Source organism: Brevundimonas sp., from assembly GCF_041648055.1.
Taxonomy (GTDB): domain Bacteria; phylum Pseudomonadota; class Alphaproteobacteria; order Caulobacterales; family Caulobacteraceae; genus Brevundimonas.
Window position 1 is genome coordinate 575,200 of the sequence record NZ_JBAZPS010000001.1, and the last position, 15,949, is coordinate 591,148.

The window sequence follows — 15,949 nt, forward strand, 5'->3', positions numbered from 1 at the left end:
CTCGAAGCGTAGCCATACATCGCGCGCCGGGCGTGTCGCCCGCGCATCATTAACGGTGCGGCGGCGTCATGCGGCCTGTCGCCGTTCCTCCGCCTCGCGCACCGCGTCGGCGGCGCGGTCCAGGACTTCCAGCCCCGCATTCGGACCGAGGGCCTCGACCGTCAGGATGCGGCGGAAGGCCCGCGCTCCGGGTCGGCCATGCATCAGGCCCAGCATGTGGCGCGTCATCGACGGCAGCGACACCCCCTCCTCCAGCCGCGCGGCCAGATAGGGCTTGTAGCGTTCGATGGCGGTGAAGGCATCCACGTCCGCCGTATCGGCTCCATACAGTCGGCGATCCGCCTGACCCAGCAGACCGGGCTCGTGATAGGCGGCGCGGCCCAGCATGACGCCGTCCAGAGCCACACCGTCGGTGTCGTCCAGATGGGCCTCGGCCTCGTCCAGCGAAGCGATGCCGCCGTTGATGCTGATCGACAGATGCGGCCGCTCGCGCTTCAGCCGCCGAACCAGGGCATAGTCCAGAGGCGGGACGTCGCGGTTTTCCTTGGGCGACAGACCTTTCAGCCAGGCCTTGCGGGCATGGACGATGAAGGTGTCGATGCCGACAGCAGCGCAGGCATCGACCGTGGCGAAAAGCGATTGCTCCGGGTCCTGATCATCCACGCCGATGCGGCATTTGACGGTGGCGGGCACGGCGACCGCGCCCTTGATGGCGGCCATGCAGTCGGCGACCAGTTCCGGCTCGCGCATCAGACAGGCCCCGAACCGGCCCGACTGGACCCGGTCGGACGGGCAGCCGACGTTCAGATTGATCTCGTCATATCCGTACTGTTCCCCGATCCGCGCGGCCTGGGCCAGCTGATCCGGGTCCGACCCGCCCAGTTGCAACGCCACTGGATGCTCGACCGCGTCAAAGCCCAGCAGCCGCGCCTGATCGCCGTGGAGCACGGCGGGGGCCGTGACCATCTCCGTATAGAGCAGGGCCCGGGTCGTGAGGGTGCGATGGAACGCCCGGCAGTGCCGGTCGGTCCAGTCCATCATAGGGGCGATCGAGAGGCGGCGGTTCATCGGGGCGGCGTCTACACCATGCCGCAGCCGCTGGCGAACCTGGAGATGGTCACCCTATGTCTGACATCGGACACAGGAACGATCAGGCTGGCGAACGGTTTTGTGGTCCTGTCCCCACTTTGGAGGAATACCGATGATCAGAACCCTTCTCGCCGGCACCGCCTGCCTGGCCCTGCTGAGCGCCTGCAACTCCGAACAAGCGTCCGAACCTGTCGATGCAGCCCAGGACGCCATGTCCGCGCCCGTCGGCCAGACCTCGGCAGCCGTCATGGGGTCCAACATGCAGTCGGCCTATATCCCCAACGCCGCCATGGGCGACATGTACGAGATCCAGTCCGCCGACATCGCCCTGGAGCGGTCACAGAATGCCCAGGTCAAGGAACTGGCGCAGATGATCAAGACCGACCACACCACCGCCTCGAACGAGATGAAGGCCATGCTGCCGCAAGCTGCGCCTGACACCACGCCCCCGACCGATCTGGACGAGCGTCGCCAGGGGCTGATCGACAATCTGCGGTCGGCCTCGGCCGCGGACTTCGACCGCGTCTTCATCGATCAGCAGATCGCTGCGCACAACGAGGCCCTGACCCTGCATCGCGGTTTCGCCGATGCAGACTCGCCGCTGGCCGCCCACGCCCGCAAGGTCGTGCCCGCGATCGAAGGCCACCTGCGTATGGCCGAACAGATCAAGGCCGCGATGTAAACGCTTGCGTCAATGACCGAATGAAGGAGCCGGTGTCATCAGACACCGGCTTTTTCGCGGGCATCTTCTTCCTCCAGAGCCTCAGCCGCTTCCTCGTTGAGTGCCTGACCCTCGCGGCGGGGCTTGATGTAGGGGGCGGGCTGGGGCGTGACGGCATTGCCGCGCATCAGACCGCGTCCGGCAGCGAGGCCGCCCGCCAGTTGCAGGGTAAACCGCTCCTCGTCGCGGCGACGGACATCCTCGATGGTCTCGCTGGCCTCATCCTGGCTGAAGCCCAGGTCGATCAGCACCTGATGGCCGAAGACCAGCGCGCTCTCGAAAGTTTCGCGCAGCTGATACTCCACCCCGGCCTGAACCAGACGCATCGAATGGCCCCGGTCGAAGGCCCGCACGAACAGCTTGGTCAGGGGGAATTCGGCCTTGACCAGTTCGACGATACGGTCGGCCACTTCGGCCTTGTCGACGCAGACCAGGATGGTCTCGGCCTTGGCGGCACCCGAAGCCCGCAGCACGTCCAGCCGCGCCCCGTCGCCATAATAGACCTTGAAGCCGAAGTTCCCGGCGGCCTGGATCATCTCCACGTCGTAGTCGATGATCGACACGTCGACGTCGCGCGCCAGCAGGGGCTGGGACACGACCTGGGCGAAGCGGCCAAAGCCGATGATCAGGACCCGCTCACGCAGGCCGCTGGCGTGATCCACACCCTCGGCGTCGTCCGGCGACAGTTCCGGCGCGGGCGGCATCAGGCGGCGCACGACCAGTGTTGTCAACGGCGTCAGGGCCATGGACAGGATAACCAGGGCGGTGGCGATGGCACTGGACCGGGCATCCAGCACCCCCGCGGCCAGGGCGGCGGCATACAGGACGAAGGCGAACTCGCCGCCTTGCGCGAACATGGCGGCCCGTTCGACGGCCTCGCGATTGGAGGCCTTCAGCAGCCGCGCCACGCCATAGATGGCCGCGGCCTTGACGACCATGAACAGGGCCAGTCCGCCGACGATGATCGGCCAGTCGGCCAGGACCACAGCGAGGTTCAGCGACATGCCCACGCTGACGAAGAAGATGCCCAGCAACAGGCCCCTGAATGGCTCGACATCGGCTTCCAGCTGATGGCGGAAGCTGGAATCGGACAGCAGCACCCCGGCCAGGAAGGCCCCCATGGCCATGGACAGTCCGCCCAGGGTCATGATCAGCGCGGCCCCCACGACCACCAGCAGCGCGGCGGCGCTCATGATCTCGCGCCCGCCATGCCGGGCCAGGAAACGAAACACCGGGTTCAGCAGATAACGCCCCGCCACCACCACCGCGACGATGGCCCCCAGGCCCAGAGCGATGGTCTGCCAAAGCGGCGGACCGTCGACCGCCGTGCCCATGGTGCTGGCCAGAATGGCGACGATGGCCAGCAACGGCACGATGGCCAGGTCTTCCAGCAGCAGGATAGACACCGCCCGCTGACCCGCCGGGGTGTTCAGCTCATTGCGCTCATCGAGACCCTGCATGATGACCGCGGTGGATGACAGGACGAAGCCCATGGCGACGATGAAGGCGATATGCGCAGGCACGCCGAAGGCGATCGCCGCCAGGGTCAGCAGCAGCCCGCTGAGTCCCACTTGGGCCACGCCCAGGCCGAAAATTTCGCGTCGCAGATTCCACAGTTTCGCGGGCCGCATCTCCAGCCCGATGATGAACAGGAAGATGACCACGCCGAATTCTGCGACGTGCAGCACCGTCTCCGGCTCGGCGAACAGCTTGAATCCGAACGGGCCGATAGCCAGTCCGGCGGCCAGATAACCCAGGACCGAGCCCAGTCCCAGCTTGCGAAACAGCGGCACGGCCACGACGCCGGCCCCCAGCAAGGCCGCCACCTGGACCAGTTGAACGCCTGTGCTCGCCTCGGCCATCGTGTCCCCCTGGTCCGTCAGATTCCGATAGTGGGGGCTGTGGCCCGATTGCGCCACCCTGTGAGGGACAGGACGGGACCGCATCTCTCGTCCGGAGGCCGCCACAGTTTCGCCCAACGGCGGTCTGCCTCATCGACATCAGACGACAGGGAAGGCCCCGCCATGATCGACCGCCCAATGACCGCCGCCGTCACGGCCGTGATGGCCTTCAGCCTGACCGCGCCGGGGGCTACGTTCTCCGTCGCCGCGCAAAACCGGGACAGCTTCGATGCGAACAAGCCCGTCGATGGTGCAGTGTCGGCGGCCGCATGCCGACCCTATGGCTTCATCCTCCCGGTAGCCGGTGATGGGGATGACCGCACGCGCTATCGCCTCACACCGCCGCCGCCATCGCCCCCCATGCCCCTGTCGCCCCCGCCCGCGCCCGCGCGTCCGCGCGTTGTACAGACACTGCCCAACGGCCAGACGACGCTCGACGGTGTCGTCGTCACCGGCAGTCGTGTGCAGCGGTCGGAAGCGGCAGCAAGCGGATCTACCTATGCGCCGCCCCCGGTTCATCGCCCCCTGCCGCCCGGCATTCCGCCCCGTCCCGCCGACACAGAGCGCTATCCCGACGCTACGCCCAATCCGGTCAAGCGCGTGGCCGACGAGCCCGTTTCGACCTTCTCCATCGACGTCGACACCGCCGCCTATGCCAATGTTCGCCGCTTCGTGGACGAGGGGCGTCGTCCGCTGGTCGATGCGGTGCGGATCGAGGAGATGGTCAACTATTTCGACTATGGCTACGCCCTGCCGCGTTCGGCGTCCGAACCGTTCGCCATCACCACGGCAGTGGTCGCCTCGCCCTGGTCGCCGGGTCGCCAAATCGTCCATATCGGCCTGCAAGGTTATGAACTGCCCGAGGGCGAGCGGCGTCCGCTGAACCTGACCTTCCTCGTAGATGTGTCCGGCTCGATGAACAGCACGGACAAGCTGGCCCTGGCGCAGAAGTCGATGAACCTGATCATCGACCGCCTGCGCCCCCAGGATACGGTTGCGGTCACCTATTATGCCGAAGGGGCAGGCACGACCCTGGCACCGACGCCGGGCGACCAGAAACTGAAGCTGCGCTGCGCGGTCGCCAGCCTGTATGCCTCGGGCGGAACGGCAGGCGCGACGGGCATGACCAATGCCTATGACCAGGCCCAGGCCGGCTTTGCCCGCGACAAGGTCAACCGCATCCTGATGTTCACCGACGGCGACTTCAATGTAGGCCAGACCGACAACCAGCGGCTGGAGGACTATGTCGCCAGCAAGCGGGAAACCGGCATCTATCTGTCGGTCTATGGCTTCGGGCGCGGCAACTATCAGGACGCGCGGATGCAGGCGATCAGCCAGGCCGGCAATGGCACCGCCGCCTATGTCGACAACCTGAACGAGGCGCGTCGTCTGTTTGGCCCGGCCTTCGACAAAGGGGCCTTTCCCATCGCCGACGACGTCAAGATCCAGGTCGAGTTCAACCCCGCCCGCGTCAGCGAATACAGACTGATCGGCTATGAGACCCGGCTGCTGAACGAGGAAGATTTCAACAACGACCGCATCGATGCGGGTGAGGTCGGGTCGGGGGCATCCGTCACCGCCCTGTATGAGATCACGCCCGTGGGTGGCCCCAGCCAGATCCCGGAGCGCCGCTATGAGGCCAATCAGTCCATCGGCGTCGGCGGCGGCGATCCTGACGGCGAGGTCGGCTTCGTCCAGGTCCGGTTCAAGCTGCCAGGCGGCGACACCTCGCGCCTGATCCAGCGCGTCCTATCCAACAGCGATAATGGTGCGGGCTCGCCACCGGAGAGCACCCGCTGGGCCCTGGCCGTCGCCGCCTTCGGTCAGAAGCTGCGCGACGATCCGTGGATGGACGCGGGCTATGGCTGGGATGCGATCCTGGCACAGGCGCAGGCCGCCCGGGGCGAGGATGCCTATGGCCAGCGCGCGGAGCTCGTCCAGATGGTGCGGGCGGCGCAGGGATTGCCGGCCCAGGCGCGGCCCTGACGGCAGCATCTCGGAACCCCAGCCCACGGCAAGGGTTGTGCCTGCAATCGAAACTGCAGGAGACACCCCATGAAAGTCCGTGACGTAATGAGCAAGGACGTCCAGGTCGCCCGGCCCACCGACACCCTGCACGAAGTGGCCGTGCGCATGAAGGATGGCAATTTCGGTTTCATGCCCGTGGCCGACGGCGATCAGCTGATCGGGACGATTACCGACCGCGACATCGTCGTGCGCGGCCTGGCCTCGGGAGCGGCGGCGACCGCCACGGTGCTGGAATGCCTGTCTCGCGATCCGATGACAGCGCGGGCCGACGACGATCTGAAAACCGTGCTGGACGCCATGGCCAGCCGTCAGATCCGCCGCCTGCCGGTTCTGGACAAGGATGGGCGTCTGGTCGGCGTCGTCTCGCTGGGCGACCTGTCGACCCGTGTGAAGGAAAAATATGCGGGCGAAGCCCTGGAATCTATTTCCCGCTAGGCTGGGCCTGCACGCCCTTAACCTTTTTGCGGAACCGACTGTTCACGGCTGATTGGCACGGTGGCCTCGAAAGAGGACATCGAACATGGCGCTCGCACAGTTTCAAAAGGGTCAGACCGTCTGGGTGAAGTGCGTCGGGGCGTGGGCCGAGGTCGAGAAGGTGAAGCCGGTCTGGGCCAAAGGCTTTTCCGAACCTATCCGGGTTACCTATGAAGTTGGCCTGGGACGCGAGTTCCAGGCCAATGAACTGTTTGTCCCGACCGAGGACGCCTCCTCTGCCAACATGGGCCTGTGGCGGCTGATGCGGGTACGCAACAAGTGGCAGCAACCTGAAGACTGCGCCCATCATCCCTTCCCCGGCACCTATCCCGTCGTGGTCACCGACCGCATGGACTGGGGTGGCTGGCGTGTGCCGGGCGCAGAGTATGACCGTGACCCTGACCATATCGAGTTTCAGGCCCGGCTGATTGCAGCGGCTCCCAAGCTGATGGTCATCGCCTCCCAACTGGTGGAATCGGTCGATCAGGACCCCGATGACGCCCCCCCGGAAATGGTACAACTGGCCCGGCAGGCCCGCAGTCTGTTGCAGACCATCACCGACGTTCTGGCCCGGCCAAAGACCAAATCCACAAGGCGAGAGTCTTCCGAGTCACACGCCGCCTGAAAGCGTTGACGATCGGTAAACCAGTCCTCGACACGAATCCGCGACGCAGCCTAGATTCTGCCTCTACTGATTTGGGTTGGGGGATGATCGCTTGCGGAGCACCGAGCGCCGCATAACTGCCGAGGGGCGTCGCGCGACCGACCGTCGCCAGGGCGCGCCCGCTTGGCTGAGGGTCGGCATCCTGGCCTTGACCCTGGTTATTGCCTTGGGCGTGATGCTGTTCGCGCGTGAAATGGCCCGGCCCGATCTGGAGCAGGACGGGCTGCGCATGGAGGCGGTCGACCGCGAGGCACGGCTGCTCGCGCTGGACACGGCACGGAAAATTGCGCCGGCCCAGGCTGCTGGCCGCGCCGCTGTAGCAGCCTCCGGCAATGCATCGCAGATGGTAGCCGTAGCCCGGGCCGCTGCACCTGAAAGCGCCTTCGCCGTCATAGACGCATCGGGCGACGTCCTGGCCAGCGCGGGCGCACAGCCTGATGCTTTTGAAGCCATGACCAACCGGCCCGACCTGTCTCGCGACGGCGAGGCCTTGCTGATCCGGCGCAGCTTTGACGGTGGGTCGAACCTGATCGCCCGTGTCAGCTTGCCGGCGCTGGAGCCTCGCAAGGGTGCTGAACTCTGGCTTATGTCAGGCACCTCTGCGGTGCTGGCCAGTTCCTCGCGCGATGGGCGCTCTCTGGGTTTGACCATCCGCCCGATCCGGGCTGACGGCCAAGCCGATGAGCTCAGAATTGGCGAGGGGCTGGTTCGTCGAACAGCCATACCAATCGGCGACTCGAGCCTGATCGCGGTTGCCACATCGGCCAAGGGTACCGGACCGGCCGGGCTGCTGAGCAATATCTGGATCTTCATCATACCCGCCGGCCTTGGCATCGCGGTGATTGCGCTCGTTCTGATGGTCGAGCGACGTCAGCAAGGTATCAGCAAGGCCTGGGCCGCTTCGGAGCAACGGTTTCGCGGGGCCGTCGAGGCATCTCGCTGTGGCGTCTGGGAATGGGATACGGAGGCCGAGATCATCACCGTCTCGGACTTCATGGCAGGTCTTCTTGGACTGGAAGAAGGCGGGTCCCTGCCCGTGAAGACCGTGCTGGCCCAGATCCACCACAGCTATCACGCCGCAGTCCTGCACGCCCTGCAACAGGCCCAGATGTTCGGCACCTTCGATGTCAGCTTTCCGGTACCGGACGCCAAGGGGAAGGCGCGGTGGATCGATGCGAGGGGCCAGGCGCGCGGAGACCGCGGCGAGCAGGGCTTCACCAATGTTCTGGGAATCGCATTGGACACCACAGAGGCCCGCCGGGCAAAGGCGCAGGCCCAGGCTGCCGAGGGGCGCCTGCGCGACGGCATTGAAAGCGTATCCGACGCCTTCGTCCTGTTCGACAAGGGCGGACGCTTGATCCTGTGGAACCAGGCATTCCAGGACACCTTCGACTTCGGAGAAGGCGTTCTGCGCCGCGGTGCCTTCAAGCAGGATCTGAACCAGATCGCCGCACTGGCCATCAAATCCGATCAGCCGGCCACAAGTGGCCGGGCCGGCGCGCGCGAGATCGAGCTGAACGATGGCCGCTGGCTGCAGATGATCGAGCGCTACACCTCCGACGGCGGCTCGGTCGTCACCGCCGCCGACATCACGGCCATCAAGAACAAGGAGGCCGAGCGGCAGCGCGTCACCGACACCCTGCACTCCACCATCACCGAACTGGAGGACCGCGAGGACAAGCTGCGCCTGCTGGCTCGCAAATACGAAGTGGCCATGACCCGCGCCGAGGCCGCCAACCAGGCCAAGTCAGAGTTCCTGGCCAATATGAGCCACGAACTGCGCACACCGCTGAACGCCATCAACGGCTTCTCGGAGATCATGTTCAACGAGATGTTCGGGCCGCTGGGGCATGAAAAATACAAGGGCTATGCCGCAGACATCCTGAAATCAGGCCAGCATTTGCTCAGCCTGATCAATGACATTCTGGACATGGCCAAGATCGAGGCAGGCAAGGTCACCCTGCACTATGAACGGGTATCGCTGAAGGAGGTGGCCACCGATGCCGCCCTGCTGATGCGCGGCAAGATCGAGGAGTCGGGTCTGAAGCTGATCATCGACGCCCCCGATCTGCCCGACATTGAGGCGGATCAGCGCGGGCTGAAACAGGTCATGCTGAACCTGATCTCCAACGCCGTGAAGTTCACGCCAGAGGGCGGCGACATCGTTGTGGCCCTGTCCCAGCTGGATGACGAACGCCTGCGCGTCGCGGTCACCGACACCGGCATCGGCATCGCCGCCAAGAATCTGGCGCGTCTGGCCCAACCGTTCGAACAGGTCGAAGGCCAGCATTCCAAGACGACCCAAGGCACCGGCCTGGGCTTGGCCTTAACGAAGTCTCTGATCGAACTGCACGGCGGCAAACTGCTGCTGGAGAGCGAGCCGGGTCGGGGTACGACAGTCAGCTTCGACATTCCGATCGTGCGGCCAGGTGCAGCACAACCCGCCACCGCTCCGGCACAGGCCCGCGCGGCCTGAGACCTAGTTGGTTCCGGGCTGTGAGGGCGCACTCCTTCCATTGCTGGAAGAACGGTTGCGCTCACGGCGCTTTTTGAGAATTTCCGCCAGGACGACGCGGTCCTGGCCCTCGACCGTTGCCAGAAGGGCGACTGTGTCGCGCTCCATGCGCGCACGACCCCGCTGGTCCGCCTCGCGCGAATCCGCCAGCAAGGCCGTCAGGCGGTCCTGATCGAAGTCCTCGGTAGCCGCCATGGCGATCGCCTCCCGACGCCGCTCGCGGGCCATCTCGAAATCAGGACGGGCGGCCAGGGCCGAAGCGCGCATCGCAGCGCGGATGCGCGGCCGCTCTTCGGCAGAAAGGCGGTCAAACAGGCGCTGCGGCGAGCCTTCGCGCTGGGGCCGGGTCTGGGCCTCCACCTGTTGTGCGATCCGTGCCTGCGACAGATAAAGGGTCGTCCCGGCCCCTACGGCGAACAGGTTCAGCGCCACCGACAGGCCTAGCGCGATCTTCAGGCCACGCGACGTCATCCCAGAACCTCGGTGTCGTCCACCCCGACCAGGGTCGATTGATACAGCACGGCATCCGCCTGGGCATTGGCGGTGAACTGATCGGTCATGACCACGCCCGCCACCACGCCCGCACAGGCCGCCGCCGCCCAACCCGCGCCCATGGCAAGGCCCAAACGGCTCAGCCAGCTCTTGCGCGGAGCACGAACGATAGCCGCCGCGATCACGCGATCACGCAGGGCCGCCGATGGCTGTGGAGGACGCGAGGCGAACAACAAAGCGTCCAGACTATCAGCGTCGGCCAGAATCTGCCCGGCCATATCAGGATGCTGGACCGCGAAGGCATCGGCCGTCGCGCGCTCGGCCTCGGGCCAGCGTCGGCGGTCCGCACCGTAAGCCTCTGTCAGGGCGATGAATCGCGCCGGGGTCATGGTCGTCATGCTCCTTCGGCTCCGGGCCGGATATCGGCCAGGGCCAGTCTCAATGCCCGCCGTCCGCGTGACAACAGGCTTTCGAGTGCGTCCACGCTGATCTTCATCAATGCAGCAGCCTCGATATTGGTCAGTTCCTGATAGTGGCACAGCACGATGGCCTCGCGCTGGCGATCCGGCAACCGGGCCAGGGACGCCTCCACCCGTGCGCCGGTGTCCGCCGCCATCAGTCCGCGATCGGGGGCCGGGCCGTCGTCAGCACGATCAGGCAGGCTGTCAGTGGCGATCTCGCGCCGCTTGCGCAGCCGGTCGTAGCAGAGGTTCAACCCGACCCGGTGCAGCCAGGTGTCGAACTTGGCAGTCCCCGGCGTCCAGCGCGGGGCCTGTTTCCAAGCCCTCAACATCGCCTCTTGGGCCACGTCCTCGGCTTCAGTGGCGTCGTTCAACATGCGGTGGGCAAGCGCCAGCATGCGCGGCAGCTTGCGCGCCACCATCGCCTGAATGGCCGCCGGATCACCCTGACCCACGCGGCGCACCAGATCTTCATCAGGGTCGGCGGTCAGCGCCAATCCGGCCTCATCGGTTCGCTCCCGCCAGAGCGCTGTTCTGGACCAGAATCCTGATCCGGGTCGAGCCGAAACACGCGCCGGGGCGGCGAGTTGCATCACAGCGCTGATCGCCGCCCCGGACATGGGCTACTCCGCCATCGGCGCAGGCGCGGCCTGACGCTCAGCACGGCGCTCGCTCATGCGGGCCCGGCGTTCGCCACGCACAGCCTGACGCTCGGCGGCGGTGACGGTGCCGTCGCTGTCGGTGTCCATGCGGGCAAAGGCCTGCTCGGCCTTGGCACGAGCATCGGCGATCACTACCGGGCCATGATCCGCCATGCGAGCGGCGCGATCGCCACCGCGACCGCCACGTGGGCCACGCATGCCTGCGCGCTCGGCACGCGGTCCACGCCCGGCACGAGCTTCACGCGACGCGTCGAACTCGGCCCGGCTGATGGAGCCGTCACCGTTGCTGTCCATGCGGGCAAAGCGGGCCTCGGAGCGCTCGGCATGCTTCGCCTGACGAGCGGCTTGGTGTTCCTCGGCGGTCACGGTGCCATCGTTGTTGGCATCTGCGGCCGTCAGACGGGCCACGCGGGCGTCGACGAATGCGGCCTGGGTCATCTCGGCCTCGGCGCGCGCCGGGCGATTGGCCTGCTGCGCCATGACGCCGCCAGCCAGGGCGGCAAAGGTCACGGCGACCATGCCACCGATCACGATAGTCTTCTTCATTCCGGTTGTCTCCTGAAACCGCCGCAGCGGTCGGGTCGCCCTGTCAGGAGATCAAACGCGACAGTGTCGTCATTCCGTCGCGAGTGGTGGGAGCGCCCGATCGAACGCCTCGCGCGCCTGTCGCTGGACCTGTGCCAACCGATCGGTCAGCGCCTCGAAATCCGGGCATCCCGCCGCCTCGGCCAGACGGCGGCGCAGCCCGGCAGGCTCCTGTGACGGGTCCGGGCGCTCGTCGAAGGCGGCGCTCAGCAGCTGGCTCAGGGCCTGCTGCAAGCGCCAGGCGTCGGACAGGGCCGGGTCCTCAGCAAGAGCCTTCAGCGTCGAGACGGTCAGCGCCCCGCCCTTCGCCGCGGCCGTCAGTTGCCGCACCTGGGCCACGAACTCGGCATCGACCTGACCGCCGGGGGCCAGTTTCAGGTCCCACGCCCCTTGCCCCGGCCGCTCGCGGCTCATCAGGTCGCGCATGCGTCTTGCGTCTGCGACGACATCGATGCCCGGACGGGGGCGTCGCAGGATGTCGGCCAAAGCCTGCGTCACCCGCTCTCCAAACGCAGCATCGCTGGCCCAGACGACGCGGGCGCGGGTCAAGGCCATGAACTCCCAGGTGTCCGCCTCGCCGGCATAGTAGTCGATCAGGGCCGACAGCCGCAGGGACACCGGCCCCTTGGCCGCGCCGGGCCGCAGCCGCATGTCGACCTCATACAGGCCGCCCTCTGCCGTATGCGCCGACAAGGCCGCGATCAGTCGCTGGGTGAATCGGGCCTGGAAGACCCCGGCCGCCCAGCCCTTGGCGTCGGACACGACCTCGTCCGGCGCGTCATAGACCGTCATCAGGTCCAGGTCGGAGCTGGCCGTCATCTCGCGCGACCCGGCCTTGCCCAGGGCGACAACGGCGACGACGCCGCCGGGCAGGTGCCCGCCCTGACGCTCCGTCTCGGTCATGGCGACGGGGGCCAGGGCTGTGATGACCGCATCGGCCAGGGCGGCATGGGCGCGGCCCGCCTCCTCGGGATCGATCCGGCCAGTCAGGACCTGCACCCCGATGCGGAACATCTGGTCGCGGTGCAAACGGCGCACGGCGTTCATCGCCTCCTCGAAATCGGGGGCGGCGCGGGCTTCGGAAGCCATCTGGTCGAACAGGCCGGTGTTGACGCCCAGCGTGGTCTGAAACCGCGCATCCAGCATGCTGTCCAGCGCTGCCGGATAGCGCCCCAGCGTCCGCGCCAGCCGGGGCGCAAAGGCGAGAAGTCCCAGCACCAGATCGAACAGTTTCGGCTGGGCCAGGAAAAGCGCCTGGACCTGAACGCCGCTGTTCAGGCCCGAGAAGAAGACGGCGAAGCGGCGGAAGGCGGGATCCACCGCGCCGGGATCATCCTGAAACAGATCGGCCAGCTGGGTCAGCAAGCGCGGGGCCAGACGGGTGAACAGTTCCCGCCCGCGGGCACTGCGGGTCGCGGGGATCCGGCCGTGATGCCAGCTGCGGATGGTGTCGGCGACGGAGGCCGGCTCGGCAAACCCCATCCGGCCGAGAGTGGCCAGCGTCTCCGGATCGTTCTCCACCCCGGTGAAGACCAGCGAGCCATAGGAGGACGACAATTCCTCCTCGCCCTCGAACAGCTCGCCATAGCGGGTGTTGACCCGGACCAGCAGGGTCTCGACGTCGGCGTCGAAGGCGGCCAGATCGCCCTTTCCGGCCAGGGCCGCGACCATGGCCCGGCGTACCGGGTCGACCGGCAGGCTGTGGGTCTGTTCGTCATCCAGCATCTGGACACGGTGTTCCAGCCCGCGCAGGCGCACATAGGCGGCGGTCAGCTCGGCGCAGACCTCGGCGCTCACATGACCGGCATCGCGCAGCCGGGCCAGGGCATCGACGGTCCGTGGACTGCGCAGGACCGGATCGCGCCCGCCCAGGATCAGTTGCTGGGTCTGGGCGAAGAATTCGATCTCGCGGATCCCGCCACGCCCCAGCTTCAAGTTTGCCCCCGCCGCCTCCAGGCCCTCGCCGGTCTTGTGGACGTGGATCTGTCGCTTGATCGACTGGATGTCGAGGATGGCGGGATAGTCGAGACTGCGACGCCAGATGAAAGGCTTCAGCGCCTTCAGAAAAGACTGCCCTGCGCCGATGTCGCCCAGCATGGCGCGCGACTTGATGAAGGCCGCCCGCTCCCAGTTCTGGCCGACCCCTTCGTAATAGGACAGGGCGAAGGGTACGGCGACGACTGGCGGGGTCGAGGACGGATCGGGCCGCAGCCGCAGATCGACGCGGAACACATAGCCGTCGCCCGTCCGCTCCTGCATCAGGGTCGACAGGGCCTGAGCCATGCGGTCGACGAACCGCTGGGGCTCCACCCCCTCGGCCAGGGCGGGGATCAGGGCGTCGGGCTCCCAGAACAGGCTGATGTCGATGTCGGAGGAGTAGTTCAGCTCGAACGCGCCATGCTTGCCCATGGCCAGGCCGAACAGGCCGGGCACAGGTCCGCGCGGATCATCGGGCGGCGAGACCAGCTTGCCCCGCTCGCGCTGGTCCTGGGCCACGGCGCGCAGGGCCGCCTGGGTCGAAGCATCGGCGAACCGGCTGAGTGCGCCCGTCACCTGATCCAGGTTCCAGACCCCGCCAAGATCGCACAGGGCGGTCAGCAGATGCAGTTCGGCCTTGAGGCGACGCAGAGGCGCACGGATATCGTCCGCCCCGCCGGTCAGGGCGTCGGTGCGGGCCAGAAGGGCGTCGAGCGCCTGATCGGGATCGCTCTCCAGCAAAGCCCGCAAGGTGTCCGGCCACCGACGCGCCAGACCGAAAAGATAGGGAGCGGCGGCAAAGACCGGAGCCAGACCAGACCAGGCGGCCTCCAGCGTCGTGGCCCACCCGCCGTCGTTCGCCGCCTCGGTCAGCCGCTCGTGCGCACGGTCGGCGGCTCCGGCACTGACCACAGGCCCGCAGGGGCGCAGACTGTCCGCCAGCCTCATCCGCCCGCCGCCGGAACCACCAGGGCCACGCGCAGGCCGGGGCCGAAGCCGTTGTAGACGCCGGGCCCTTCGTCCAGCTGGATACGCCCGCCGTGGGCCTCCATCACCGCCGCGACCAATGACAGGCCCAGACCCGACCCCGCCTCGGTGCGGCTGTTGTCCAGGCGCACGAACCGCTCGGTGACGCGCGCACGGTCGTCTTCGGGAACGCCCGGGCCGGTGTCGGTGACCGAAAACTCGATCTCGCCGGATGAACGACGTCGTGCTCTCAGCATCACGGCCCCGCCGGTCGGGGTGTATTTGATGGCATTGTCGATGATGTTGGCCAGGGCCTGGGCCAGGAAGGGCTGGTTGGCCTCGATCATCAGGCCGCGCTCGATCTCGGCCGAGAACTCCAGCCCCTTGTCCTCGCTGGCGGGCTCGTACAGCTCGGCCATGTCGGCGGCCAGATCGGCGGCGTCGAACAGTTTGGGGTCCGGCGTATGGCCCGCCGCCGCCTGCAACCGGGCGATGGCCAGCACGGTGTTGAAGGTCTTCAGCAGGCTGTCCGCCTCATCAAGCGCCAGCTGGACCGCATCGACGCCGTCGATCTTGCCGTCCTCGGCATCCATCAGCGCGACCTCGAGCTTGGCCCGCATGCGGGTCAGGGGCGAGCGCAGGTCGTGGGCGATGGCGTCGCCTGCATGCCTGATGGAGGCCATCGACCCCTCCAGCCGGTCCAGCATGGTGTTCAACCCCTGACCCAGCTCGTCCAGTTCGTCGCCGTTCTGGCGCACGGCGGCACGCACCTTCAGATCACCCTCCTGCACACCGGTGACCACCGTCTGCAGTCGACGCATCGACCGCTCGAGATTGCGGCTGATCAGCAGACCGCCCGCCAGACCCAGCAGCAGGACGATCCCCATCGCCCCCCACAACGCCTGGGTCAGCCGCGCCAGATACGCCTCGGTGTCGCCCATCGACTGGCCGACGAACAGGATTTCGCCGCCCGCCAGCCGGACCTGGACCCCCAGCGATTCCGGCCGCGTCACCCGCCCGCTGGCGTCATTGTCGGTATAGCGAAAGGTATCCCACGTCGGCGTCGCCCCGCTGTCGGCCGTGCCTTGCGGCACGATGTCGATGGGCGTCTCGGTCAGGCTGCCCGTGATCAGCGCCCCTTGCGGGTCCATCAGCATATAGAGGTAGGAACCGCCCGTGATGGTGCGATCCACCACGGCGGCGTTCAGCGCATCCAGCCCCCGCAGCCGATAGATATCGGTCAGCACCGTCAGCTCGCTGGTCACCTCGGCCTGGGTCCGCGCCCGCGCCTCGGACGCCGAGGCGACATAGACATAGGCCAGGATCGCCGCCGCCGCCGCCGCGAACAGGGCGAGGAACAGCAGAGTCAGCCGGAAGGGCGTGCGGCGAAGGAGAGAGGGAAGACGCATCTGAA

The 15,949-nt window shown here is 67.0% G+C and carries 13 protein-coding genes; 5 read left to right on the forward strand and 8 right to left on the reverse strand.

Going from position 1 to position 15,949, the window contains the following annotated elements; translation table 11 throughout:
* Positions 1-66: 66 nt before the first annotated feature.
* Positions 67-1,068, reverse strand: a complete 1,002-nt coding sequence (gene dusA, locus WC585_RS02770) for a tRNA dihydrouridine(20/20a) synthase DusA (protein WP_373255986.1) — start codon at positions 1,066-1,068, stop codon at positions 67-69.
* Positions 1,069-1,201: 133 nt separating this feature from the next.
* Here dusA and WC585_RS02775 point away from each other — a divergent pair, with 133 nt between their 5' ends.
* The gene (locus WC585_RS02775; RefSeq protein WP_373255987.1) at positions 1,202-1,771 is read left to right on the forward strand and encodes a DUF4142 domain-containing protein; all 570 of its coding nucleotides are present in this window, start codon (positions 1,202-1,204) and stop codon (positions 1,769-1,771) included.
* Between the two features lie 38 nt (positions 1,772-1,809).
* Here the strand turns inward: WC585_RS02775 and WC585_RS02780 are convergent, their stop codons facing one another.
* Positions 1,810-3,672, reverse strand: a complete 1,863-nt coding sequence (locus tag WC585_RS02780; protein ID WP_373255988.1) for a monovalent cation:proton antiporter-2 (CPA2) family protein — start codon at positions 3,670-3,672, stop codon at positions 1,810-1,812.
* Positions 3,673-3,834: 162 nt separating this feature from the next.
* Here WC585_RS02780 and WC585_RS02785 point away from each other — a divergent pair, with 162 nt between their 5' ends.
* The 4 genes from WC585_RS02785 (at position 3,835) to WC585_RS02800 (ending at position 9,353) form a co-directional block, all read left to right on the forward strand.
* A complete protein-coding gene (locus WC585_RS02785; RefSeq protein WP_373255989.1) occupies positions 3,835-5,697 on the forward strand; it encodes a von Willebrand factor type A domain-containing protein in 1,863 nt (620 codons plus the stop codon).
* Between the two features lie 69 nt (positions 5,698-5,766).
* Positions 5,767-6,174: a CBS domain-containing protein gene (locus WC585_RS02790; protein WP_373255990.1), complete on the forward strand. Its 408-nt coding sequence runs from the start codon at positions 5,767-5,769 to the stop codon at positions 6,172-6,174.
* Positions 6,175-6,259: 85 nt separating this feature from the next.
* Positions 6,260-6,838: a hypothetical protein gene (locus WC585_RS02795; RefSeq protein WP_373255991.1), complete on the forward strand. Its 579-nt coding sequence runs from the start codon at positions 6,260-6,262 to the stop codon at positions 6,836-6,838.
* Between the two features lie 91 nt (positions 6,839-6,929).
* Positions 6,930-9,353 carry an ATP-binding protein gene (locus WC585_RS02800; RefSeq protein ID WP_373255992.1) on the forward strand — a complete coding sequence of 808 codons (2,424 nt, stop codon included), beginning with the start codon at positions 6,930-6,932 and terminating at the stop codon, positions 9,351-9,353.
* Between the two features lie 3 nt (positions 9,354-9,356).
* Here WC585_RS02800 and WC585_RS02805 read toward each other — a convergent pair whose 3' ends face one another.
* The 6 genes from WC585_RS02805 to WC585_RS02830 all read right to left on the reverse strand — a co-directional run bounded on the left by WC585_RS02805 (position 9,357) and on the right by WC585_RS02830 (position 15,944).
* Positions 9,357-9,863 carry a periplasmic heavy metal sensor gene (locus WC585_RS02805; RefSeq protein WP_373255993.1) on the reverse strand — a complete coding sequence of 169 codons (507 nt, stop codon included), beginning with the start codon at positions 9,861-9,863 and terminating at the stop codon, positions 9,357-9,359.
* On the reverse strand, positions 9,860-10,282 hold the full coding sequence (locus tag WC585_RS02810) for a hypothetical protein (protein WP_373255994.1): 423 nt from the start codon (positions 10,280-10,282) through the stop codon (positions 9,860-9,862). Before WC585_RS02810 ends, WC585_RS02805 begins: the two co-directional genes overlap by 4 nt.
* On the reverse strand, positions 10,279-10,842 hold the full coding sequence (locus WC585_RS02815; protein ID WP_373255995.1) for an RNA polymerase sigma factor: 564 nt from the start codon (positions 10,840-10,842) through the stop codon (positions 10,279-10,281). Before WC585_RS02815 ends, WC585_RS02810 begins: the two co-directional genes overlap by 4 nt.
* Positions 10,843-10,968: 126 nt before the next feature.
* Positions 10,969-11,553 (reverse strand): EF-hand domain-containing protein, encoded by a 585-nt coding sequence (locus WC585_RS02820; protein ID WP_373255996.1) that lies wholly within the window; start codon positions 11,551-11,553, stop codon positions 10,969-10,971.
* Between the two features lie 69 nt (positions 11,554-11,622).
* The gene (locus WC585_RS02825; RefSeq protein ID WP_373255997.1) at positions 11,623-14,517 is read right to left on the reverse strand and encodes a bifunctional [glutamine synthetase] adenylyltransferase/[glutamine synthetase]-adenylyl-L-tyrosine phosphorylase; all 2,895 of its coding nucleotides are present in this window, start codon (positions 14,515-14,517) and stop codon (positions 11,623-11,625) included.
* The gene (locus WC585_RS02830) at positions 14,514-15,944 is read right to left on the reverse strand and encodes a sensor histidine kinase (RefSeq protein ID WP_373255999.1); all 1,431 of its coding nucleotides are present in this window, start codon (positions 15,942-15,944) and stop codon (positions 14,514-14,516) included. Before WC585_RS02830 ends, WC585_RS02825 begins: the two co-directional genes overlap by 4 nt.
* Positions 15,945-15,949: the final 5 nt, after the last annotated feature.